This window comes from Ruegeria sp. R8_1, assembly GCF_017743815.1.
Lineage (GTDB): Bacteria > Pseudomonadota > Alphaproteobacteria > Rhodobacterales > Rhodobacteraceae > Ruegeria > Ruegeria lacuscaerulensis_A.
Genome location: NZ_JAGHRL010000005.1, coordinates 193,748 through 216,629, shown reverse-complemented (window position 1 = coordinate 216,629; position 22,882 = coordinate 193,748). Strand labels below are relative to the sequence as shown.

The window sequence follows — 22,882 nt, the reverse complement described above, 5'->3', positions numbered from 1 at the left end:
CACGTACGATCTGTTGTACTTCTCAAACCTTTTTAGCCGCGGGCCTCATTACTACCTTAAGAAGAGTCGCCTCTGCGAAAGGATCCTCATGAAAGTTCGGGTTGCCGCCCTATTTTTTATTGCAACCGCGCTGCTGTTGTCAGCAAACGCGCCGTCTCAATCCTCGGTCGATTATTCCGAGCTTGCGCTGACTTGTTTCGGCGGTAAGGCAAAGCGCACCCAGGCAGTGTCTGCGTGTACGGCGCTGTTGAACGGAAACGGAGCCACCGAGGCCAATCGTAATGCGCTGTTTAGAGCCCGAGGTTGGGCGTATTATTGCGACCGGCAGTTTGACAAGGCGGTAGCGGATTACACTCGTGCTTTGAAGGTGTATCCCAACGACGCAAATTCACTCTTGAGACGCGCGTTCGCCTATGACGCCCTTGGTAACACTCAGGCGGCAGCAGCGGATTATGACAGCGCGTTGCAGATAGATTCTGACAGTTTGTTTGCCTTGTACCGCAAATCCGGTTTTGACAGACGGAACGGGCGCCCGCGCGCCGCAAGGCGCGGGTTGCAAGCGGCCCTGAAGATCGACTCGGGCTATGGCAAGGCTGGTTATGAGTTGCTGGATCTAAGCTATGAGTTGAACGGCTTTGACGGGGTCGAGGCATTTCTAAAACAGGCCAAGGATCGCTGGCCGGACGAAGATTGGGTGCACTACTCTCAACTGCTTTACGACCTGAAATACACCGGGAACCGCGACAGCGCTCTTGAGGCGGCACATAACCTTGCGCGGCTAGAGCCGGGCAAAACATCAGATTTGTACTGGCCGGCTTTGGTTCATCTCAAGATCGGTGATGAGAACAAGGGGATCGAATATATAAAGAAGATTGCCGTCCTTCAGAAGGGTGACGTTGAAAAAGATAAGGGTACCTTTTTCACGCGATGGTATGACGCAGCGATTGATTGGTATAAGTGGCGTGGCGAAAAAGAGTTGCTATCGAGCGGTCGGCTTTTTGCTTTGGCTGGCAGGCCTGACTTGGCGAAATCAGAATTGGAAACGGCGCTGCAAAGGTTCGGATATGCCGGGCGAAAGTGGGTTTTGAACTGTTTGTTTGCCCCAGCTGGCGTTTCCGTTCCATGGGCGGCTTATGCCGGGTCCGAAGATCATTTGGATCAGGTGGTCCAGGACTACGTCCAGCGAGTTGTCTGGGACATGAGCTTCTTCCAACTTGAGAAACCGGTATCGGAATCGACTGACCAATAGTTGTGTTTTTCCTTCGGTTTGTGTTTTTGTCGTGTTGGATGCGGAACAATCGACCTGCCCGTGTCAATTTGCGCCCCAGATAGGGAATTGATCCCAAGGCAATCCTGATTTAAGGGAGGCCCTGTCAAATCAGAGTCACCGTTGGGGCGGTAATCTAGTCGCGCCCCATTTTGGCCACGCAGAAGTGGCCAGCTCTTGGAACGCACGCCCCGAAAGGCTTTAAAAAAGGTAAAAGAATATGGCAGATAAATCAGACTTCGACATATTGTATACCATTGTAGACGAAGCGCCCGAGCTGGCCAGCGCCTCGTTCCTGCCCATCATCCGCAAATTCGCCTCGGCGGCCGGTGTAAGCGTTGGAACCAAGGATATTTCTCTGGCCGGGCGCATTTTGGCGACCTTCCCAGAGAACCTGACAGACGCGCAGCGCATCACCGATGATCTGGCCGCTTTGGGTGAGCTGGTGAAAACGCCCGAAGCAAACGTGATCAAGCTGCCCAATATCTCGGCCTCGGTCCCGCAGCTGGTGGCCGCCGTCGAAGAGCTGCAATCGCAGGGTTACGACATTCCGAACTATCCCGAAGAGCCCTCGACCGACGAAGAAAAAGCCATTCGCGCGCGCTATGACGCCATCAAGGGTTCGGCCGTGAACCCGGTTCTGCGCGAAGGTAACAGCGACCGTCGCGCGGCAAAGGCCGTGAAGAATTACGCCCAGAAGAACCCGCATTCGATGGGTGATTGGGCTTCGGACAGCAAGACCAAAGTATCCTCGATGTCGGGCAATGATTTCTACGCAAACGAGAAATCGGCCACCATCACCGCCGCGCAGGCAGGCGATGCCAGGATCGAATTCGTGGGCAAAGACGGCACCACCACCGTTCTGAAAGACGGCTGGCCGTTGGCCGAGGGCACCGTGGCCGACGCGACTTTCATGTCCGTCAAAGCTCTGTCCGCGTTTCTTGCCGAGGCCATTGAGGACACCAAGAAAGACGGCACCATGTTCTCGCTGCACATGAAAGCCACCATGATGAAGGTCTCGGACCCGATCATATTTGGCTATGCGGTTAAGGCGTGGCTGGCCCCTGTGTTCGAAAAATTTGGTGCAGAGCTGGATGCGCTGGGTGTGAACCCGAACTCGGGCCTGGGTGATCTGCTGGAGCGTGTTCAGGGCAATGCCGATATCATGGCCGCCATCGACGCGATCAAGGGCGACCGTCCGTCCATGTATATGGTCGACAGTGACAAAGGCATCACCAACCTGCACGTGCCGTCGGATGTGATCATCGACGCCTCAATGCCCGCCGTGATCCGCGCAGGCGGTAAAGGCTGGGACGAAGCTGGCGCCAAGGGCGACACCAATTGCGTGATCCCTGACCGTTGCTATGCCTCCGTCTATGACGAAACGATCAACTTCTTCAAAGCCAATGGTGCACTGAACCCGGCTACCGCCGGAGCAGTCGCCAATGTGGGCCTGATGGCGCAGAAGGCCGAGGAATACGGCAGCCACCCGACTACGTTCCAGGCACCCGCCGACGGCACCATCCGTATCGTTCTGGCCAATGGCGAGACGCTGCATTCGCACGACGTTGAAAAGGGTGATATCTGGCGGTCCTGCACCGTCAAGAAAGCCCCGATCGAGAACTGGATCCAGCTGGCCATTGACCGTCAGCGCCTGACCGGGTCCGAGGCGATCTTCTGGCTGGACGCAAACCGCGCCCACGACGCTGAGCTTATCAACTACGTCAAACCGGCGCTTGAGGCTGCAGGTGTGGATGACAAGTTCCTGATCCTGGCCCCGCGCGAAGCGACCCGTCAGTCGCTGGAAACGATCACAGCGGGCAAAGACTCGATTGCGATCACCGGAAACGTGCTGCGCGACTATCTGACCGACCTGTTCCCCATTCTGGAACTGGGCACCTCGGCCAAGATGCTGTCCATCGTCAAACTGATGAATGGCGGTGGTCTGTTTGAAACCGGCGCGGGCGGTTCCGCCCCGAAACACGTGCAACAGCTGGTTGAAGAAAGCCACTTGCGTTGGGATTCGATGGGTGAATTCTGCGCGCTGGGTGAATCGCTGAACTTCCTCGCCGACAGCAAGGGCAACGCCAAGGCAGGCGTTCTGGGTGCCGCGGCCGAGGCCGCAACGCAGGGTATTCTGGATCACAATCGCTCGCCCAGCCGCAAAGTTGGCCAGCCCGACAACCGCGACAGCCACTACTGGTTCGCCCGTTACTGGGCCGAGGCTTTGGCCGCGCAATCGGACGATGCCGAACTTGCCGCCGAATTTGCACCATTGGCGACGGCACTTGCAGACGGAGAAGAGACGATCCTGGCGGAACTGGCATCCGCGCAGGGCGGTGCCGCTGATCTGGGTGGGTACTATCACACCGATCCGGCTAAGACCGCAAAGGTTATGCGCCCAAGTGCGACCCTGAACGGTTTGATCGACTAAAATCATTTGGCCCGCGTCATGGCGTGTGGTGCAAAGAATTTAGAAAAGTAAAAGGGGCCGACCCCCAAAGTCGGCCCCTTTTAGAGTGAGTGGAGAGGTCGAAACCTCACCGGGTGGGTTAGCTGCATCCTATACGTCCAGAAAAGTCTGGTAATTGGGGGAGTCCCTTAGGGGCTTGGTGATCTAAGAAAGGGCTGGTTTTTCAACCAGCCCTTTCTTGTTTAGCCTTAGTTGGACGCTGCGTTGAGCTTTTCGTTCTGCTCGCGCAACGTATCCGAGATGATCGCGTACCATTCGCCGGATTCACGCATCTCGTTAAGACCCTTGTTCATCATCGCGATGTATTCACGAGCGAACGGGTTGGTGCGGTGCGCCAGGAAGCTCATCGACGACAGTGTTGAGACATAGGGGTTCTCTACGATGTCGGTCGAGGTCAGGCCCATGTCTTTCATAGTCGCTGCGAACAGTTCCACTTCGAATGCGGCGACATCTGCAGTACCGGTCAAAACCGCATCCAGGCATTCGCGTGCCGAGTTTGGTTGAACCACAGTTGTGTTGTCATGGTTCAGGCCAACTTCTTCAAGAACGACCATGCTCCAACCCTGCATGCGGCAGACAGTTGCACCTTCGAAATCCTTGAAAGTGGTGGCGTTTGTGTAGTCACTTTCTGGCAGGGTATAGAAGCCGCCGACCACATCATAAACCGGCACCGAGGCCACGAATTGCGTACAACGTGCTTCGGTTTCAGGGGACCACTCATAGGTGCGGTTCGTGCAATCCGGCACAGTCCAGGCGATCGAAATGTCAAACGCGCCGAGTGGCAGCAGAGTTTCCAGGTGCGACGTCCAGTCATCAACGAAGCTGACAGAATAGTCACGCTGGTTGCCCGCACGCTGTAGGCTGGTTGTCGCCAGACGGGTCATAATGCCGCCGCCGCTCAGGCCTTCAGTGGTGAAGGGCTCCCAGCCGTTGCCCGCAACCATTTTGATGGGCGGCGCATATACGTTCGAGCGTTTGACGCTTGCCGCGCGCTGTTCTTCGGCTGCAATGATCTCTTGCGCGGACTGACCGTTGGGAAGGCTGCCATCTTCACAGGGCAGAGCCAGAACAAGGCCGGGCTCCAGAGCGTTCGGGTTGGTGATGATGTTGCGGTTCGCGTTGAAGATCGGCTGGTAGTTTGATGTGCCATAGGCTGCGATTGCAATGGTCGCCATCGTGTCGCCATCGGAAACGGTGTAGTTTGTGCAGGCTTCCTGTGCTGCGGCGGCTCCGGCGCTCAGGGCAGTGACGGCGGTGGCCGACAGCGCAACTTTCTTCAGATCGATATTAAACATGTCCTCATCCTCCAGACATTATTGTTGTTAGGCCAATTGGGGCCTTAGCCATTTTCCATTTGATACCGCAGAGCGCTTGACACGATGTCGCGCCACTCTCCGGATTGCTGCATGATCGCCAGACCCTGGTTGAGCGTCTCAAGGATCGCTTCCCCATCCGGATTATCTTTGTGGGTCATGACGTTAAGCGACTTGATCGCCGCAAGGTTGGGGTTTTCGATGATGCGGTGTTCGTATCCCAGGCGCGATATCGCTTCGACGGCCAGATGGGCTTCGATCGCGACGATATCCGCGCGACCTTCCATAACTGCATGAAAACAATCGTCAGGGGATACTGGGCGCAAAAGTGAGATTGCCGGTTCGTAAAGGCCAACCGCGTCCATGTGGGACAACGTCCAACCTTCGGGTCGGCAGATCGTGGTGCCGGCGAAATCAGCATATGTCAGGGTCTGTTCATAGCCCGAACCTTCGCGCGCGAAATAGGTGTCGACCACTTCGTAGAATGGGTTCGAGAAGTCGTAGGTTTCGCAACGGTTGCGGTCTGTTTCCGATAAGGCCGCGGGTTCGTCGCAATTCGGTTGCGACCATGGGAAGGTTGCGTCAAAGGCCAGGGTCGGCATCAGCAGGTCCAGATGCGAGGACCAGTCGTTGACGAACTGGATCTTGTATCCCTGTTCCGGCGCTGCACGTAGCATCGCGGTTTCCACAAGGTTTGTGTATAGCCCCCGATGCGGCAGAGCTTCGTCTGTGAAAGGTGCATAGTTGCCGCCGGTGATCAGTAATAGCTGGCGGTCGCGAATTTCAGGCTGCTCGCTTTCATCCGCATCCCGGATCAGCGCGGCCGCTTCGGCGCGAGCGGCTTCAATTTCCTGCCGGGCTGCGGCTTTGGCTTCCAAAACTGCTTCCTGGCTGGCTTGCTCGGCTTCTGCCTCGGCTGCCGCGACACGCGCCTCGGCCTCGGCAATGGCTTTTGCAGCACGTTCCTCTGCGGCCTTGACCAGTTCGGACGCCATCTCGGCGGCCATTGCCTCAGCCTCGGTTGCAGGGGGTGTGGGGGCCCGGCCTACATCTTCAAGACAAGGCAGGGTTAGTACGTCACCCACACGAATTACGTTCGGATTGTTCCCGATTACATCGCGGTTGGCGTCAAAGATGATGCCAAAATCTTCGGTCGAATAAACTTGAATAGCCAGCTCGCGCAGACTATCGCCGCGCTGAATTTCGTAAGTCGAGCACGCCTCTTGCGCCGAGACGGTGCCGGTCGCAGCCGCAAGAGCCAGGCTGGAGATGATCAGATGAGGTCTCATGTGTCCTGTCGCTTTGCCTTTAATCGTTTCTTGTCAGTTTCAGAACTGCGATGGACGCATTGTCCTGATCGGGGTCGTTTTTGTCGCGCAAGGCGCGCCACAGCGCATCTGCGATATCTTGTGCCAAAGCCTTCGACTGCGTCTGCAGGATGTGCTCAATCTCGGGGTTGCTAAGATACTGAAGCCCATCGCTGCCAGCGATCAGTACGTCCGATGTGGTCAGTTCCAGCGGGAATTCAGGGCAATCCACTTTCGGGATAGCGGCACCCATGATGACCGAGGTCAATTGGTTCCGATCCGGGTGCGACAGCGCCTCTTCTCGGGTCAACTTGCCCTCGGCCTGTTGCGCGTCGATGATCGGCGCCATCGAGTGATCTTCGTTGACTTGCCGCAACATTCCGTCCCGAAACAAGTACAAGGGGCTGTCGCCAATCGAGATCCAAAAAACCCGCTGTTCCAAAAGCAGGATGCCCAGCATGGTTGAACCCATGTTGAACCCCTCGCCCTGTTCTTCGGAATGCTGTGCCACGGCGGCATTGGCCTGCATGGCGGCCAATGGCAACGCGTCGATCAGCGCACTCTCGGACGGTACAGTTTCTTCCAGTTCAGCGTCCAGCGCCTCGCGCCATGCGGTTATGACAAGTTCTGATGCTACATCGCCCGCCGCGTGCCCTCCCATGCCGTCAGCGACCACGATATATCCGGCTCCCGCTGCATCGAACATGCGCGCGGCGACCGCGTCTTCCTGCGATTCACGCCGACCCTGATCCAGGATCAGCGCAATGTCATATGCCGGGGTTGCCAACATCTATCAGGCGTCCCGCCAGTCAAAGCCATCATCGCAGAAGGCTGCGAACCGAACCGAGGTTTCGCTGATGCGGATCAAGTCGCCGCTGTTCAGCGCTACGGTGCTAAGGACGGGCTTGCCGTTCAGGCGCACCAGATTGGCCTTGCCGCCGTGACCCAGATAGCACTTGCGATCTTCGGGGTCATAGGCGATGACAGCGTGATTGCTGCGGGAAATGCCGGTGTCGCCAAAGTCCAGCTGAATGGCCTGATCGTCGTTGCGCCCGATTTGCATCAGGCCCTCCGTCAGCGTTATGCAGGCCCCGCGTCCTGGGCCGGCCGTCACAACCAGCCAACCAACCGGGAATGTTTGCTGCGCGCTTTCCGTCTTGGCCACTGGTTCGGATGTTTCCATCAGATCCTGCACATGCGTGTCGGCACGCTCAAAGCCCAAGAAGGTGGTTTTGACCCGTCCACGACGATCCGATTGCACTGGTTGCGGAGCGGGCGGTGTTTCAACCACCTCGGCTGCGGGTTCTTCTGATTGAGGCGCCCGAGGTCCATCGACCACTTCCGCGGTAACTTCTTCGATCTGGGCTGATGGTTCCTCGGCAACGACTTCGATCACGGGTTCCGAAGGGGTGGCGTCGACCAGAACGACCTCGGTTTCGGCAATGGTTTCCTCGGTGGCAACGTGGAGCGTAACAACTGGGTCTTCTTCGACCTGTTCTGGCTCAATCTCGTCTGCAGGCTCGTGCGCTTCGGCGACAACTTCAGACAGGATTTTGTCATCCGAGGCGTCGGCCACGTTTTCGTTCTCTGCGAACTCTGGCATGTCCTCTTCGGGAAGCAGATCTTCTGTGTCTTCGTAGCTACCCGATGACGGCATGTTGTTACCCGCCAGTGCGACTCGCAGCGCATTGAAATCCGCAATCGGTTCGGGTTTGTCAGCGCTGACCTCGGTGACCTCTTCGGTTTCGGTTTCTTTCGGCTTGCCGGCACCTTCTAGAAGCCGGCTCAGAGGGCTTTTGTATTTGAACATGGTGACGACACCTTTGCTTCTGTGCACGGGACTTCGGTCCCATGGGGCTGCTACTCACCTTCGCGCAGGTCTGCGCAATGGCACTGATGATTGGAAACCATAGTCACTGTTACTTTCCGCGACGGGCCGGGCCCCGACAGAGATGTACGAACTTGGGTACGATCCTCAGCAAACACACACTGGCGGATACAAAACGAACCGGGTGAATTACTCCTGCGCTAGTTGCATGACGGCATCGGTTTGGGCTCCGTTGCGCAAAACGGTCAGGCGGGCTTGTGGTTGGTTCTCGGCGACCAGAGCCGTCAGCATTGCGTCCAGGCTTTCAGGGCCATCCAACACATTTCCTGTCTGCGCTTCCGATACCAAAACATCGCCTTCGCGCAGTCCGCCTGCAGTGTCAGTCGGTACTGTCTTGACTATCGTTGACCACCCCTGGCCGTCTGAGTTTCGGATTGTCAGGCCATAGCCGTTTTCCAGGCCGACCATACGCATCGCCGGCAACGCCAGAAGGCCGTTCATCGCTCGTTTTTCACCCAGCGGACGATACCGAGCTGTGACGCGGATATAGCCATCGGGGTCGACGTTCAGGTCGTTCAACACCTGTGCTGCAAAACTTGCGTCGGACTGTACTGGCTCTCCGTTGAGGGTATAGATTGCGGCGCCACGTTCGACCCATTCGCCGATCACCGACATATCTTGTGTCGGGTCGATTCCAGTGACGGCGATTACATTGCCAGTCGAGACACGCCGTTTGGAAATCTGAAATGGGATTTCCACGTCCCAATGTGAAAAGGCGAATTGAACCTCGGCAAGAGTAATTGGGGTGTCATCCGCAGGGGCAGGGAGTTCGGCTGTCTGGGCTTCCGCCTCTTGTGTGACAGCCGGTTCAGCCAGGGTCTGCTCGACAGGTTCCGGCTCTGACTCCACCTGCTTGGGTGTTTCTTCGATCGCGACGTTGACTGCGCCGTCTGTTGTGGCTGGTTCTGCAACTTCGACTTCATCTATAACGGCGGGTTCCGGGATCTCGGCGGCCGCCGCAATCTGCGCGAGGGCGACCTCGGGGTCGGTTGGCTGTATTGCAGGCTCGTCTTTGCCCGACATCGCAAAATAGCCGCCCGCGGCCAGGGCAATAGCAACAACCGCAACACCGGCCATCAGTTTAGCCCCGCCGCCAGAGCCGTTCTTTACGATCGTGTCAACTGCGACCGGAGGCTCCTCGGGTGCTTGAAAAGTCGCCAGTTCATCCTCTTTCTTGTCTTCATGACCCAGGGCGATGTCAGGATTACCCGCAAGCAAGGCTGTCACGACAGCCTCGGCGTTTTCGCTTTCAGCTTTGACCCGAGCTTTTTCTGCCTCTTCGTCCAAACGATCCATCGCGACGATGACCGAAACAGGGCGATATTCAAACGTATCGAACATCACGCCGGGGCCGCGGAACATACGTAACCAGTCCAATGCTGTTTGCAGGCGGTCCGTAGCGTGAACCTCCATCGCTTTGTCGATCGCTTCCAAGAAGCCGTCGGGGTATCCCTTGTACCGCCCAGCCAGAGGAAGGTACGGATCTTTGGTGCCATTGTTGAAGGCGTTCAACCGGGATTGCCCATCGACCGGACGCTCGCCACTGATCGCGTGATACAAAGTCGCCGCCAGTACATAGAGATCGCTGCTGGGGCCTTGTTCTGCCCCGCGTACGTAAAACTCATGCGGAGAGTAGCCGTCTTTGATCACCCGCAGCGTCAAAAGTGCAGCAGATTGGTTCGCGGCCTGCTCGCGGGCGGCGCCAAAATCGATCAGTTCGGGTTCACCGTTGCTGTCAATCAGAATGTTGTCGGGCGAGATGTCGCGATGCAACATTCCGCTTTGGTGGATGAATGACACCGCCGACAACATTTTCTCGGTCACCTGAACAATAAAGTCAGGTCCGGCGTTGTTGTCGGGGTTCTCGACGTAGTCCAGAAGATCGCAACCCTGGATGAAGTCCATTGCAATGTAGGCGGTGTCGTTGTCTTCGAACACCTGATGCACGTCGACAATATTGGGATGGACCAGCCGTGCGTGATTGCGGGCTTCCTGAATGAACAGATCAATGATTGCGCGCAAATCTTCCTTTTGCCGGGGGTCGATGGGTTCGACCGCATCACCGTTACGCTGGCACAGTGCGCCCGGATAGCATTCCTTGATCACGACCTCACGGTCCAGGCTGTTACGCGCCAAATATGTGATCCCAAAACCGCCATTGCTGAGAAACCGCAGGATCTCGTACTGGCCGCGCAATAGCTTTGCGCCCGGTTGCAGACCTTCAATTTTAGGTTCGTCGTGCGTCGCATCGACAGCCTGATTATGGCTCATTTCTTCCCGCCCATTCTAATCATTTTGCGGCCGCATTTTTGCTGAAACAGCGCGTCAACTCACAAACAAACACAACCGCAGGACAACTAGGAATGTTAGACGATTCAAATTTGACTTTATTGGGGCCGCCTCATGGCTTCACTGAGAACGGGAATGCACAATAATCAACATCTGGTGGTAGCCTATGGAAGAAATCTAGATGTTGATGCGTCGGTGTAAAAAAATGCGGACTGAAGGCCGGTTTTGGAGTGATTGTTCACTGATTCCGAAACAATGAACGCATGATTCTTGACACGACGAATCGCAGCTTAAAGGCACAATCCTAACGTGATTGCGTTAAGTGCCGGTACGCGGTTGTGATGACTCAACCCGGCTGCCTGCCCAAGCGAGGTTGTCGCTGAGCTGGGCCAGAATACTGACCGCATCCTTCAAAGGCGCATCGCCGCTTTCAAATTGCAGCAGCAACAGCAGATCTGTGGCTTTTTCGAATTCGGCTGGAATCCAATCGGCCTGCGGATCAATTTCCCCGCCCTGTTCCAAACGTTCCGCGAAATCCTCGACGATTTCTTGGCAACTGGTCAAAAAGGCCGTGGGTTCAATTTCTGAGGATTCTCGCAAGTCCTCGTAGATACTGGCGATCGCGGCAAGCCAATCTTCAAGGATCGGATTTTCCAGCGGTGGCAGCGCGGATTCCAGGGCTGCCTGCATCTTGGCTGTGTCAGGCTGCGCTGGTTCGGGTTCGTCAATATCCAGCGTTTGCAGATAGGGTAAAAAGTCTTTTTCAAGATCTCTTTGCGCAGCGGAGATGTCATGCTGGCGGCGGTTTGACGCGATTTCCAATACCTGTTCGGCCAAGTTCTGCCCGCCGCACGTTTCCCAAAGGGCGAAGTCTGGTTCGGGTTCCTGCGCCATGGCCCGGACTGCCACCGGCGTGCCAATTGGCACCACTGAGCGGAACATTTCACCGTTTTCCTTGTTCAATCGCGCAAGGACCCGGTCCAGTGCATCACGGACAGGCGGCAAATCGGCATGCGTTACGGCCAGCAAGCTGTTAGCACGCAGTTCCTGCGGAACCTGGGACCACAGATGGCGCTCGGTCTCACGCCAGGCGTGGGTCCCGTTGGTACACCAGATCGCGCAATCGACGAATTTCAACAAATCCAGTGTTGGCTTGTAACTGTCGTCCAATGCGCCGGTTCCAGGCAAATCAAACAACGAAATCTCCTGCAGGGCAGGGGTGTTAATCCCCACAGAGATAAAATCCGGATTTTCCTTAGCCGCCTTTTCCAGCGCAATACCGGAATACACTTTGGGTTCTTTGCCCCACCATCCCACTGTCGTTTCAGGAGTTTCGGAATATGCAACGATCACCAGCGGCAGTTTGAGATGCTGCGGGCCGGTCGGTAGAATGTCGGCACCCGCCAGCATATTGGCAAGGCTGGATTTCCCGGCACCAAATTCTCCGGCGAAGCCGATATTGACCGCATTCGAAAGGCGCTCGGCATGGGCCAATGCGCGATCGCGCATGTCGTCCAGCTTGGCGTCAGTAGGAAGGTCTTCAGTCGCGGTCAGAAAGTGCTCAAGCTTACGCACTTCCTTCTCGGTTCCCGGAAATTCGATCATTCAGCTGCCTCAGGTAAAATCTCGTTCGCGGCGTCAGCTCCGAAAACGGTGTCCAGTTCATCTGCAACACGCTGGGCGTTGTTATACGCCTCTTGCGCTTCGGCCTTGGCATTTGTTTCGCTTGAACCAGAACGATTTTCAAGATGCCCTGCCAAAAGGGCCATGTAATGATCCAGAACTGTGTTCAACCGCTCAAGCAAGTCACTGCGAGCAGTGTCGACCAGATCATCCCCGATCATTTCAAATTCCTGAACGATCATGTTCTCAGCGCGGGTAACAACGCTTTTACGCGAAATCAGGCGCGACAGCCATGTCACGCGCAGCTCAACCGTAATTCCGCGTGTCAGCGCCGTTGTGTCAGGCCGGAACCACCGTACAGCGCTTGTGTTCATTCGGTTGTCTGTCTGATCCTGCCAGCCGGGCAGGGCGCGCAAGGCGGCGTTACTTTGCATGTCGATCGCGTATAATTCACTGAGCATTCGCTGGCGAATAACCTGAGTGGCGCCTTGGACAAGTTCGCGCATACGATCGCGCAGCGGGCCGAAATTCAGTTCTGTCTCGCCGCCCTTTGCCAGCAAGGGCGAATCCCCATTGGGTCCACGCACCACGTCCGATACCGCTTCGGCCACTGTATCGTCCATGACACCACGTAAGTTGGCTAGAACTTCATCCATTCCATCGATGATCTCAGACGTCTTGTCAGCCACTTTCGCGCGCAACCCAGCCAGAGTTTTGTCGTTGTCATCTTCGCTTTCGGGTTTGCCTGAAATTTCTTCCTCGATGGCCCGCAGATGCGCACGGGACCGTTCCAACTCTCCCTTGGCGAAACTGTCCAAGTGTTGCCATGCCATACGAAGCTGTTCGTCGCGCGGGCCGTGGGTCAAAGCGCTGGTGACGTGGCGACGCAGATCGGGAAGCCCGGACGCGATCATCGCAGCAAACCTCAGGACGCCTTCGCGGCTGATCGGACCGGGACCTTGTTTGATTTCTTCGACACCGTCCAGATATTGCTTCATCTGTTCGGGATGGGCGCGAAGCCATGCAAGGACGTGGTCGTGGTTGACGCCGGTATCGTCGCCCGTAAGCGCGTAGTGGGCCCATTGCGCACTGCCCATCAGTACATCGATGTCCGAATTGCCAAGCGCCTTGTCCAAACCATCTATTACGTCGGCGCGCACCTTGACGGCATCCTCTGCACCACCGCCCAACTCGTCCACGCGGTTGATAAAGACTACGATTTGACCCAGTTCGAGCGCCTGCATCAAGCGGAACAATTTCAGGTCCGCCCGTGACAAGGCTTGGTGCGCCGACAATACGACGACGAAAAAGTCTGATTCCTTAAGGTACTGGCGCGAGATTTCTTCGCGGATCAGAAGCGGATCGTTTACTCCGGGTGTGTCCGTGACTGTCAGCGGAAAAGGGAAATGGCCGATGTCAAAATAGACCTCAGCCTTTCGGGTAATGTCGCTGTATAGACCGCGGTCCGAGCCGGGGTCATGGTTCCCGTCGTCGGTCGGGTCGTCGCCTGCACAAACATACCGCGCCAAATCGTCGGTCGTCAGATTATCGAGGTCGTGGTGCTGACCCAACAGGTCCTTATAACTCAAACCCAGACGCAGTTTGGCGCGCGCTTTCATCGCATCAACCTGCTCTTCGATCATCTCGCGCTTATAACTGTCCTCGTCATCGGGGAACATATTGCGCAGCTCTTCACCTTCGGCGATCAGGGATTGCCACTGCCGGTTGTCAAAGAAATGAAACTCGGCCCCTTTGGTGCGGCCCGAAGGATGCCCGAAATGCATGTCAGTAATGACCGTCGTCCAAGGGTTCACATCCGAAGGCAGAAACTCTGCCTGACCGGTGAACCCGTTAATCAGCCGTGATTTACCCGCTTTGATCTGCCCGACAAAGGCAATAGAGGGCTTGAGATCCGTAAGATCAGTGACAATACGGGAAATAAACTGACGTGTTTCTTCGTTGCTTAGACCTTTCAGATCTTCGGCAACCCTTATCAATTCGCGACGTTGATTTTCACTCATAACATTTACCCTGGTTACTCGAACTCACAAATTGAATTCGCCGAAAATTTGAACGTTTCAGGCCCGGTCATCTGCCTGAGCCGGTTATAGACTTCCACAAGTTTACCGCGGCACCCAGTTTGCGGCTTTCATGGATCACAATAGCGGTCTGTTGACCATCTTTGAGGGCGGCCAGCGCAGTTCCCTTGCCACCGGCTGGTCGCATTACGATCAACTGAGGACCGCGATCGTCACTTGTAGAATCCTCGTTCCAACCGACTAGGTCTTTGACGAATTGTTCCAAAACGGTTTGGTCGGCGTGGGCTGGCTGCCCTGATGCACAAACGCCATCGGTGCGGACTTCGAACTTATCCCCGATATGGATACGGCCAAGCGCGAAAGATGCCGCACCGTCGAAGAACCCGCTCGTCAGTACAGACTGTTCGTCGGCTGGCACGTCGTCTGTAGCGGGCTCTGGCACGATTGAAACGATCGGTTCAGATGGCAGTTCGACCTGAGAACAGGCTTTCGATATCTCGCTGAAAGTGATGCCGACGTCGTCGGCTTCTAGCACGGCGTCTGGTTGCAAAGAGATCAAAGTCAGCGGTCCAGGAGCTGACGCGATATCCGTAACGATTTCGGCCAGTTTCTTAGCCAGTGTATCACGCGGTTGGGTTTCGAAGTCAGGGGCGATCCCGGTTCGAACGCGGAATACATCCGTCACCCTAGAGCTGTTAACTTCGATAGCCAGGCAATCGCCATTTGCCGCTGTAAACTCCAGACGGCGCGGTAGTACCGTTCCCCGAATGGTGCGCAGGACCTGATCGCGCCGGGTCTGCGCTGAATCACCTGTCAACGTAACGGCGGGGTTCTGGCGTGCCACGGACGAACGTCCGATATCCTCGAGCAGGTCGAGTATTTCCGCATCCATCATACTGTGACCTCCTCTGGTCTAGCTCAAACCGCCGCCGTAACCGGCGCGAGGCTTAGATGTGATTTTGTAAGGGCCAAACCGATATTGGCGCTGCTGCGGCAGATGTAGCAGACAACGTGATCCGGGTACGCAGGAGTGCGCAGGAAGATATTGATCCGGTCGCCAGCTAATACTGCGATTTCGCCAAAGCCCTCTTCCTGTGTGTCTTCCGTTCCAATACTGCGCAAAAGCGCCTCAAACCCACGGACACCGCGCCCCTGAAACAGGTTGGCAACAGCAATTGCCAGAGTGTCCAGAACACTCTGGTCTTGCGGGTCGGGCGCATGAGCACCCAGCAACATGCCCGTTTCCATATCGACATACCCGGCTGCGATGCAGTCGGGTATGGTCTCGGTGGCTGTGATCAAAGCGGCTTCGATTTTCATCTTACGTACTGCTTTTCTAATTCAGAAACCTGTTACAATACATGCCACTCGGCCCCGCCGTTTTTGTTCACCTCAGGCAATGGCGTGACCGTGGATTTGGTGCCGCGCGCAAAGTGTTCCGCCGCGATCTGATCGTATTCGTCCAGGAAAGACAGGAACATTTTTTTCAGACTTTCGGCGTCCTGCGGCAGCTCCTCATCTTCAGAGATCTCGCGCCACATGGCGGCGGCGCTGAGAGGAGAGCCCGCGGGAGCGTTCAGCACATCCTCCAGTCGTTCCTTGTGGACCGGTGGCTCGGACCCGTTCGGCAGCGAAACGACCTGCATATCGATCAACCCCGAGGTCTCGGGCTCGAACTCTTCGTTATGTTTCGCCTGCTCGGCCATGAGCGCCGTGATAGAAGAAACCGATGTTTCAGCGGGTGTTTCTTCTGCAACTTCCCGAATATCTTCCGTCTGTTCAGGTGTTGCCGACAGTTTATCTTCAAGCGAAACCATAAAGGTGTCGGAAACGTCTTCATCCTGTTCAGCGTCCTCAGCCGCGACCTCTGCGACTAAGTCTTCGTCTTCGAAGTCCTCTTCATCCAACAGGTCATACTCATCTTCGTCGGACGTGTTTAGCGGTGCATCGGTCAGATTCAGCGTAGGGCTCGGTGACTCGCGGAAGAAAGCGCGCAGATCGTCCTCTTCTTCCTGCGTGTCCGCAATCGGTGCTGCGTCAACTGTACTGGTGGTCATCTCGGCCCTCAGGCGATCTGCCTCATCGGGCTCGATACGAGAGGCGCGTTCACTTTCGTCAGCGCGCAATTCCACGCGGGCAGGGCGCACGGGGAAACTGGTGACAACTTCGTCGCGATCCGGTTCGAATGGATCGACTTCCGGGTTCACCAACTGCAATGGAGAAGACTTGTCCTGCTGAATCTCGTCAACACGATCATGCAACGCCATGGGAGATAGGCTGTCGTCGATCTGGTAGCGCGCCAGAAGATCGGCGCGATGGTCCATGATCTGTTCCGTAATCTCAAGGAAGCTGTCGACCATCTTGCCGCCGCCGCTGCGAGCCCAAAGCTCGGCATCGCCGCTTTTGTCGCGTGCGGTAATTGCATCACGAGCCGAGAACAAGATCGAACGATTGAACAGATGCCCGGCCTCGCGATTGACGCGGCGCAGGACTTTTTGCCGATCCTTGGGGCCCAACACATCGGCACGCGTCACTAACAGTAACGAGTTATTCTGAAGCCGTTCTGGCAACGCCACCCATGTTGCGCGTTCGGTCTCGCGCCAGGCCTGGGTCGCGTGGGTACACCACAACACACCATTGGCCTGACCAACCGCGCGCCGCCAGACATCGTCCGAGATTTTGGGGTCCGAGATACCGGGCGTGTCAATTAGATCGACGGCCTCCAGAATGTCAGCTTCAATGAAAATCCGAATGAACTGAGCATCGTTCACTCCGACGGTTTCCAATTGATCCAGGGTGATATCATCGCGCGAGCCATCGTGGCGCTGAACGTAAGCAGATTGATTGCCCCAGCTGAACCAAACCGGCGGCAGCTGAGTTGCCGTTACCTGCGTTGGCAGCGTGTGCGACCGCAGTAGAAAGTTCATCAAGGTGGATTTGCCGGCGCTGAATTCGCCCATAAGAGCGAAGATAGGTTTGCGGCGGGACCACTGCTCGACGCGTTCCCATGCCTTGGATGAAACGAAGCGGGTTTGTGAATCTTTTGCCATGTCGCTACTTATGCTGCCTCGTTGCTAAGATCTTTCAGGATATCGCCCAGGATATCGTCCCGCGATTTCTGGGGCGCCCCACCCGCCAACAGTGCTGCGTTTGGATTTGGAACCGCTTCGGCCGAGGCCGAAATGCTCAGCAATGTCTCCTTCTGCTCACGCAGGAAGTCTGACAGAACGGCACGGACATTTTCCAACACTGCAGCGACCTGGTTTTCTTCGATGTCTTTGGTGATCGAATTCGCCTCGGAAGCTATCAACCGCGTATAGTCTGCGGCATAGGCTTCGAACCCTTTACGACGCTGCCACCAACGACGCCACCATGTGCTTTGCAAATCCAGTGCGATGGTCCGGCCAATTCCCAATGGGGGCGGGACCCGTGGCACGATGGGGGCTTCGATGGCAAACTCGCCTAGATGATTGCCCAAGAGCTTCTGATACAGGGCTTCGACATCCGAGGCCGCGGTTGAGTACAGCGAACCGGCTTCCTTGCGCATCGAGCGTGCAAAGCTGAAATAGGCTGCTTTTTGCAAGGTGCGTAATCCTGCCGGATCATATTGCCACGTGCCTTCTTCTCCATTCTGCTCGAGATGAGAGATCAAAGAGTCCGTTGCACGTTTGACAAAATTAGATTCCGCCGACTTCAGACGTTCGATCACTTTGTCACGCAGTGACGTGGTCAATTCCGCCACTTTCTTTTCGTATTGTTCGGTGATCTTTGCGATCGCCTCTTCGGTCGACACCCCATCCAGATCTCGGACAATGCCGTCGCTATTAGACAGGCTCTTGGCGACTGCAGTGGCGCGGATTTGGCTTGCGATATTGCGCGCCCTGTGGCGAACGCGCTCGAGAAGGCGGTTGCCTGCCCCCTCGGCGATCCGCTCATTCATGGCCAGCAAAAGGTCTGGCAAGCCCGAAAGCGCCCAGATTTTGTCGAGTGAGGGTGCCTGATCGCCAAACCCGGCGGCCAGATAGAAAGTGTTCAAAGCCTCGCGCGATTCCTCGGTCAGGATATCGGGATTCCCGGTGATCGCTGCCTCGGCCCATAGCGCGCTGCCGAAAACGACGCTGGTGTTGGCGTCGATGTTGTTTTGCTTGAGCGTGTCTTGGATGCGATCTCGGATTTCAGGAACCTGATTTACAGGGTCCGCCAGTTCGTCAATTCGGTTGACGAATAGGATAATCTGGCGGTTTTCAAACTGCGCGATAATGCGCATCAGCGCCATATCCATAGTTGTCAACGCCTGGCTTGCAGCCAGAACGACAATGCAGACTTCGGACCCCCGCAGGCTGCGCAGAGTGATCTGCTCGCGCACCATGAAGGTATCGTTCACGCCGGGTGTGTCGCAGAGCTTCAACGAAATGGGGTACTGCGGAATGTCCATGAACAGGTCAGCGGACTTGGTGACGTCTGCAAATCTTCCGGTTTTCGGATTGATATCCGGATCATCCTCATCACCCAGACAGACATAGCGCTGGATAAGCTCTTCGTCGAAGTAGTCGTATTGGTGGCTTTGCCCCAGGATCAGGTCGAAATGCTTGCCCAAGCGTTCTTCTGACTTATCCTTCATCTCGTTGATTTGACGGCGGATATCGTCCATTTCGTCGTCTGCCCCAGCACGATTTGCCAGTTCGCCCAAACGACCACCACCGATCATCAGGTTGTCCCATTCTTCCTGCTCGAAGAACGTGAACTTGGACCGCGTGTCGCCTTCGGTCCGGGTGTTTATGTTCAACGTCGTGACCACCGAGGTCCACGGGTTTACATCAGAGGGTAACAGGGCAGGGCGCCCGGCCAAAATGTTCACAATCGAGGACTTGCCCGCCTTAACCTGACCGACCAACGTAACGCTGGCAGTGAAATTTTCGATCTTAGTCTTCAGCGTGGCAAGCCGGGCGGTCGAGCGCGCGTCTGCCACCTCGGTCAGCTGGTCGATCTGCGTCGTCAGCGCGGACATGGCTGACGTCATAGGCGTCAGAGCTTCGTTGCCAACGGACAAAAGATGATCATTGCGCGCCATGGTTCAGCCTCCGGTTCCTGTCGCGGCGATATGGTGAGGGACCTGATCGGGCTGGGTGCTGGTCAGCGTATCAATGCGTGCGATCAGGTTCAAAGCATTCCCCAGTATCGCCGCTTCATCGACAGGAGTGATCGTTTCATAGGCTCCGGAATCGGCAAGCACTTCGATCGAGCTGAAACACTCACTGTTTTCCAGGCAGGCAAGACGACGGCCGGTCGGAAAACCTGCGGATTTGGTCTTTGGCAGAGGCATCCGGGAATTGGCTAACAGGTAGTGGCCACCCGAATGGGTCCGCAATGAGATACCAAACCCTGTGTCGGGATGATCCTTGGTCAGGGTTTTGAGTTCACCAAGAAAACTTTCGCGTGCAAGACCAACGGCGTCTTGCTCGGTAGCAGCAGAGTTCATCATGTTGGTCACAGTTACGACCCTTTTGTTGAAGTTGAGCTGGAAACTCGTATGTGGCCCAGAGGCAAAAAGACTCGGTAAGTCCTCAGCCCCCATCAACTACTGGCAAGGCGGTGTTATTTTGACGCGAATAAGATTTTTTGGCGTTTGAATTGTGGCGCAAATGTGGTGTGTGAATTTCGTGCGTAGGATTCTTTGAAAATCGTGGAATAAACCTTTGCTCTGGGTGAAATTCCCTCTCGCACTTGCTTTCAAGCTTTGCTATTCACCCGATCACTCTGACAGGTTCTGTCTGGGATGCGGGTGTGGCGAAATTGGTAGACGCACCAGATTTAGGTTCTGGCGCCGCAAGGCGTGGGGGTTCAAGTCCCTCCACCCGCACCAAGTATACATTGTAATCATTAATTAAATTAGTGTTTGTATAGTTTTGGCCACCACTGTGGTCCCACCGTTTCACAGCCCCGTTTCAGTTGCTTTGAGTAAGGTAGGGTATTTGTGGCGACCCTAGTTTAGGATGTGTTCGCTTCCTCTCGCCAGATAGGCTTAATGATAGTTATGTTAAAAATTGAGGCGACTCTGCTTCGCCCTGCGCGTTACTGTTGACCGCTGATCTTTGATCAACCATCGTGTTTCATATTGATTTCAACATCATGTTAAACACCTGATTGGTTTGTTCTGGGTTCTTCGCATGTCCTTAAACTCACAGAAAAAATACATTTTGGACACGCATCGGGCGCGTGATCCTGAACAAACGCTCAGCTTGGTCAAACCACACCTGAGGGCGATGGGTATTACGCGAGTGGCCAACCTGACAGGTCTGGATCGAATAGGCTTGCCGACGGTTATGGTGGCGCGACCAAACTCTCGGTCGGTTGCAGTGTCTTTAGGAAAAGGCTTGTCTCTTAGCGCGGCCCGGGCTTCAGGCGTCATGGAGGCGATCGAGTCCTGGCATGCAGAACAGATTCAACTTCCGCAACAGTTGGCCCGTTACAATGATCTGATCCAGCGGGCCTTTATTATTGACATTGACGCCCTGCCCCGTGTGACCGGAGGGCGTTTCGATCCAGATCAAGCTATTATGTGGGTTCAGGGCCGTGACCTGAATACACAGTTAGACTGTTGGGTTCCTTTAGAGATGGTAGACACGGATTACACCAGTGCCCCAGTAGGAGGGCATTGCGCTTTTCCAAGAACCACCAATGGGCTGGCGTCTGGAAATACGGTGACCGAAGCAAGTTGTCACGCAATCTGTGAAGTGATCGAGAGAGACGCGACAACCCTGTGGCATCATAAGGTAAATCCACATCGGATAGATGTCAGAACAATTGAAGACGAACGATGCCAACTGGCACTGAACATGATCTCACATGCGGGGTTGGAGATTGGTCTTTGGGACACGACGTCTGATGTTGGCATCGCTTGTTTTCGCTGTGTGATCTGCGAACCAGAAGGTAAGACTGGCCATATTGGCATCGGAGATGGGTGTCACCCGGATCGTGCGATTGCACTTTTGCGCGCGGTGACCGAAGCTGCGCAGACACGTCTGACCTATATCTCTGGGGCACGGGATGATTTGGATCCGTCAGAGTTTACTGATCAGGCGCAAATTGATCGGAGCGCTTTTGTACAGAACCTGATCAAAGAAACCTCTCCGCTTCAGGATTTTACAGAGTGCGCCTCCTACTCAACTGATTCATTTGACGAAGATATAGAGTTGTTACTGAACCGTTTGCGCGAGGTTGGACTTGCTCAAACAGTAGTCGTCAATCTGTCTCGCTCAGAATTGGATATTTCGGTTGTCAGGGCGATTATTCCCGGTCTTGAGGCCCCGCATGATGACCCCGATTATGTTCCGGGGCACCGTGCGAACGCTGCTGGCGGTGCCCAGGCATGAGTGTCGTTGTATTTGTCGGCCCCACTCTGCCCCATGAAAGGATTGCAGAGTATTTGGAGGCCACGATACTCCCTCCGGTTCGGCAGGGGGATGTTTATCGGGCCGCGCGCGACCGACCAAGTGCTATCGGGATTATCGACGGATATTTCGAAGGGGTTCCGTCGGTTTGGCACAAGGAAATTCTTTGGGCTATGGAGCAGGGTATACAAGTCTTCGGAAGCGCCAGTATGGGTGCGCTCAGGGCTGCAGAGCTGTCGGACATGGGAATGATCGGTGTCGGGCAGATTTTCGAAGACTACCGCGCGGATGTTTTGCAGGACGATGATGAAGTTGCCGTCCTGCATGGACCAGCAGAGCTTGGATATCCTGCGCTTAGTGTCCCGATGGTGTCGGTACGTGCGACGGTGGCAAAGGCGGTGGCCGACGGGCTGGTGTCTTTGGCGAATGCTGATGAACTGCTAGGCGTGGCAAAAAGCATTCATTACCAGCAAAGAAGCTGGGAAAGTATCTGCCAGGCCCTCAGTCATCTTAAGGGTATCGCCGACTTCCAAGCTTGGGTGCAAACCGGGCAGGTCGATGCGAAGGCTGAGGACGCCTGTGCAATGCTTCGACAGATGGCCGAACACTTGGCCAGATCTACCCCATCATTAGAAAACCCAATTCGAATGGAAAGGACGCTGGTTTGGAAGGGGTTGCGCGCCCGGGTTGATGGAGAAACAACCAACGGTCACGCGGTGTTGGATGAATTGCGCCTGAACCCTAAGCTTTTTTCCAGATTGCGCGAACGCGCCGCGCTTAGCCTATTGGCGCAGGAAGCGGATGTGCGTACTGGAAAATCGCCAGACCGAGACGCGGTCATGCACCAAATGTCGCTCCACCGGGCCAGCGCGGGTCTGCCACGTCATTCCGATTTAATGCGGTGGCTCGATGACAACGATCTAAGTCTTGATAGCTACGAGGCGATGCTGATCGATAATACCCGAATTGAAGGGGCGATTGCCGATAGAAAAAACCGAATTGAGGTTCAGCTCATTGCTGAACTATGCCGTGCCGGCCGTTATGCCGAGTTTCGCGACCGGGCAAAAGAAAAGGCGGCCTTATCCCTCTCGACCAGCCAAATGGCGAAGGCTGAAAGGTTGTCGATGGTGTTGTGGTATTTTGAAACAATACTTGACCGGGACATACCGGATGATTTTGACTCATACGCAGTTTCATTGGGACTTCCCGATCGGGATGCCTTGTTCGATTTGATAGAAGCCGAGTTTTTATTTTGCCATAGGACCGATACCTCGTCGCCTTCTGACGCGTGA

The 22,882-nt window shown here is 55.6% G+C and carries 16 protein-coding genes and 1 tRNA gene; 5 read left to right on the top strand and 12 right to left on the bottom strand.

Annotated elements, in window-relative coordinates; all coding sequences use genetic code 11:
- Window positions 1–88: 88 nt before the first annotated feature.
- Together J7380_RS13200 and J7380_RS13195 are read left to right on the top strand one after the other, a co-directional pair.
- Entirely contained in the window at window positions 89–1,249 is a 1,161-nt protein-coding gene (locus J7380_RS13200) for a tetratricopeptide repeat protein (protein ID WP_209196242.1), read from the top strand.
- A 238-nt stretch (window positions 1,250–1,487) separates the two neighbouring features.
- Complete coding sequence (locus J7380_RS13195; protein ID WP_209196241.1) at window positions 1,488–3,701, top strand: NADP-dependent isocitrate dehydrogenase; 2,214 nt, start codon at window positions 1,488–1,490, stop codon at window positions 3,699–3,701.
- Between the two features lie 227 nt (window positions 3,702–3,928).
- Here the strand turns inward: J7380_RS13195 and J7380_RS13190 are convergent, their stop codons facing one another.
- The 12 genes from J7380_RS13190 to J7380_RS13135 form a co-directional block, all read right to left on the bottom strand.
- Window positions 3,929–5,035 carry a transporter substrate-binding domain-containing protein gene (locus tag J7380_RS13190; protein ID WP_209196240.1) on the bottom strand — a complete coding sequence of 369 codons (1,107 nt, stop codon included), beginning with the start codon at window positions 5,033–5,035 and terminating at the stop codon, window positions 3,929–3,931.
- Window positions 5,036–5,079: 44 nt separating this feature from the next.
- The gene (locus J7380_RS13185) at window positions 5,080–6,342 is read right to left on the bottom strand and encodes a transporter substrate-binding domain-containing protein (protein ID WP_209196239.1); all 1,263 of its coding nucleotides are present in this window, start codon (window positions 6,340–6,342) and stop codon (window positions 5,080–5,082) included.
- Window positions 6,343–6,361: 19 nt separating this feature from the next.
- Complete coding sequence (locus J7380_RS13180) at window positions 6,362–7,150, bottom strand: protein phosphatase 2C domain-containing protein (protein WP_209196238.1); 789 nt, start codon at window positions 7,148–7,150, stop codon at window positions 6,362–6,364.
- A gap of 3 nt (window positions 7,151–7,153) precedes the next feature.
- Window positions 7,154–8,170, bottom strand: coding sequence for an FHA domain-containing protein (locus tag J7380_RS13175; protein ID WP_209196237.1), 1,017 nt, complete (start codon window positions 8,168–8,170; stop codon window positions 7,154–7,156).
- Window positions 8,171–8,377: 207 nt separating this feature from the next.
- Window positions 8,378–10,519 (bottom strand): serine/threonine-protein kinase, encoded by a 2,142-nt coding sequence (locus J7380_RS13170; RefSeq protein WP_209196236.1) that lies wholly within the window; start codon window positions 10,517–10,519, stop codon window positions 8,378–8,380.
- A 336-nt stretch (window positions 10,520–10,855) separates the two neighbouring features.
- Entirely contained in the window at window positions 10,856–12,142 is a 1,287-nt protein-coding gene (locus J7380_RS13165; protein ID WP_209196235.1) for a dynamin family protein, read from the bottom strand.
- On the bottom strand, window positions 12,139–14,181 hold the full coding sequence (locus J7380_RS13160) for a dynamin family protein (protein ID WP_209196234.1): 2,043 nt from the start codon (window positions 14,179–14,181) through the stop codon (window positions 12,139–12,141). Before J7380_RS13160 ends, J7380_RS13165 begins: the two co-directional genes overlap by 4 nt.
- A 67-nt stretch (window positions 14,182–14,248) precedes the next feature.
- The gene (locus J7380_RS13155; protein WP_209196233.1) at window positions 14,249–15,094 is read right to left on the bottom strand and encodes a hypothetical protein; all 846 of its coding nucleotides are present in this window, start codon (window positions 15,092–15,094) and stop codon (window positions 14,249–14,251) included.
- Window positions 15,095–15,117: 23 nt separating this feature from the next.
- A complete protein-coding gene (locus J7380_RS13150; RefSeq protein ID WP_170355095.1) occupies window positions 15,118–15,519 on the bottom strand; it encodes a hypothetical protein in 402 nt (133 codons plus the stop codon).
- A 32-nt stretch (window positions 15,520–15,551) separates the two neighbouring features.
- On the bottom strand, window positions 15,552–17,249 hold the full coding sequence (locus J7380_RS13145) for a dynamin family protein (protein ID WP_209196232.1): 1,698 nt from the start codon (window positions 17,247–17,249) through the stop codon (window positions 15,552–15,554).
- Between the two features lie 8 nt (window positions 17,250–17,257).
- Window positions 17,258–19,270 (bottom strand): dynamin family protein, encoded by a 2,013-nt coding sequence (locus J7380_RS13140; protein WP_209196231.1) that lies wholly within the window; start codon window positions 19,268–19,270, stop codon window positions 17,258–17,260.
- 3 nt (window positions 19,271–19,273) lie between these two features.
- Complete coding sequence (locus tag J7380_RS13135) at window positions 19,274–19,681, bottom strand: hypothetical protein (protein ID WP_174821893.1); 408 nt, start codon at window positions 19,679–19,681, stop codon at window positions 19,274–19,276.
- Window positions 19,682–19,977: 296 nt separating this feature from the next.
- Between J7380_RS13135 and J7380_RS13130 the strand changes: the two genes are divergently transcribed.
- From J7380_RS13130 to J7380_RS13120, 3 genes are all read left to right on the top strand, one after another.
- A tRNA-Leu gene (locus J7380_RS13130) sits at window positions 19,978–20,062 on the top strand.
- Window positions 20,063–20,366: 304 nt separating this feature from the next.
- The gene (locus J7380_RS13125; protein WP_209196399.1) at window positions 20,367–21,572 is read left to right on the top strand and encodes a YcaO-like family protein; all 1,206 of its coding nucleotides are present in this window, start codon (window positions 20,367–20,369) and stop codon (window positions 21,570–21,572) included.
- Window positions 21,569–22,882 carry a TfuA-like protein gene (locus tag J7380_RS13120; RefSeq protein ID WP_209196230.1) on the top strand — a complete coding sequence of 438 codons (1,314 nt, stop codon included), beginning with the start codon at window positions 21,569–21,571 and terminating at the stop codon, window positions 22,880–22,882. The genes J7380_RS13125 and J7380_RS13120 overlap by 4 nt, the downstream gene beginning before the upstream one ends.

Bases quoted from the DNA above. Each gene is read 5' to 3' on its own strand.
- J7380_RS13195 (WP_209196241.1), top strand. From the start codon at position 1,488: ATGGCAGATAAATCAGACTTCGACATATTGTATACCATTGTAGACGAA.
- J7380_RS13185 (WP_209196239.1), bottom strand. From the start codon at position 6,342: ATGAGACCTCATCTGATCATCTCCAGCCTGGCTCTTGCGGCTGCGACC.
- J7380_RS13135 (WP_174821893.1), bottom strand. From the start codon at position 19,681: ATGATGAACTCTGCTGCTACCGAGCAAGACGCCGTTGGTCTTGCACGC.
- J7380_RS13145 (WP_209196232.1), bottom strand. From the start codon at position 17,249: ATGGCAAAAGATTCACAAACCCGCTTCGTTTCATCCAAGGCATGGGAA.
- J7380_RS13180 (WP_209196238.1), bottom strand. From the start codon at position 7,150: ATGTTGGCAACCCCGGCATATGACATTGCGCTGATCCTGGATCAGGGT.
- J7380_RS13170 (WP_209196236.1), bottom strand. From the start codon at position 10,519: ATGAGCCATAATCAGGCTGTCGATGCGACGCACGACGAACCTAAAATT.
- J7380_RS13165 (WP_209196235.1), bottom strand. From the start codon at position 12,142: ATGATCGAATTTCCGGGAACCGAGAAGGAAGTGCGTAAGCTTGAGCAC.
- J7380_RS13125 (WP_209196399.1), top strand. From the start codon at position 20,367: ATGTCCTTAAACTCACAGAAAAAATACATTTTGGACACGCATCGGGCG.
- J7380_RS13140 (WP_209196231.1), bottom strand. From the start codon at position 19,270: ATGGCGCGCAATGATCATCTTTTGTCCGTTGGCAACGAAGCTCTGACG.
- J7380_RS13120 (WP_209196230.1), top strand. From the start codon at position 21,569: ATGAGTGTCGTTGTATTTGTCGGCCCCACTCTGCCCCATGAAAGGATT.
- J7380_RS13150 (WP_170355095.1), bottom strand. From the start codon at position 15,519: ATGAAAATCGAAGCCGCTTTGATCACAGCCACCGAGACCATACCCGAC.
- J7380_RS13160 (WP_209196234.1), bottom strand. From the start codon at position 14,181: ATGAGTGAAAATCAACGTCGCGAATTGATAAGGGTTGCCGAAGATCTG.
- J7380_RS13175 (WP_209196237.1), bottom strand. From the start codon at position 8,170: ATGTTCAAATACAAAAGCCCTCTGAGCCGGCTTCTAGAAGGTGCCGGC.
- J7380_RS13190 (WP_209196240.1), bottom strand. From the start codon at position 5,035: ATGTTTAATATCGATCTGAAGAAAGTTGCGCTGTCGGCCACCGCCGTC.
- J7380_RS13200 (WP_209196242.1), top strand. From the start codon at position 89: ATGAAAGTTCGGGTTGCCGCCCTATTTTTTATTGCAACCGCGCTGCTG.
- J7380_RS13155 (WP_209196233.1), bottom strand. From the start codon at position 15,094: ATGATGGATGCGGAAATACTCGACCTGCTCGAGGATATCGGACGTTCG.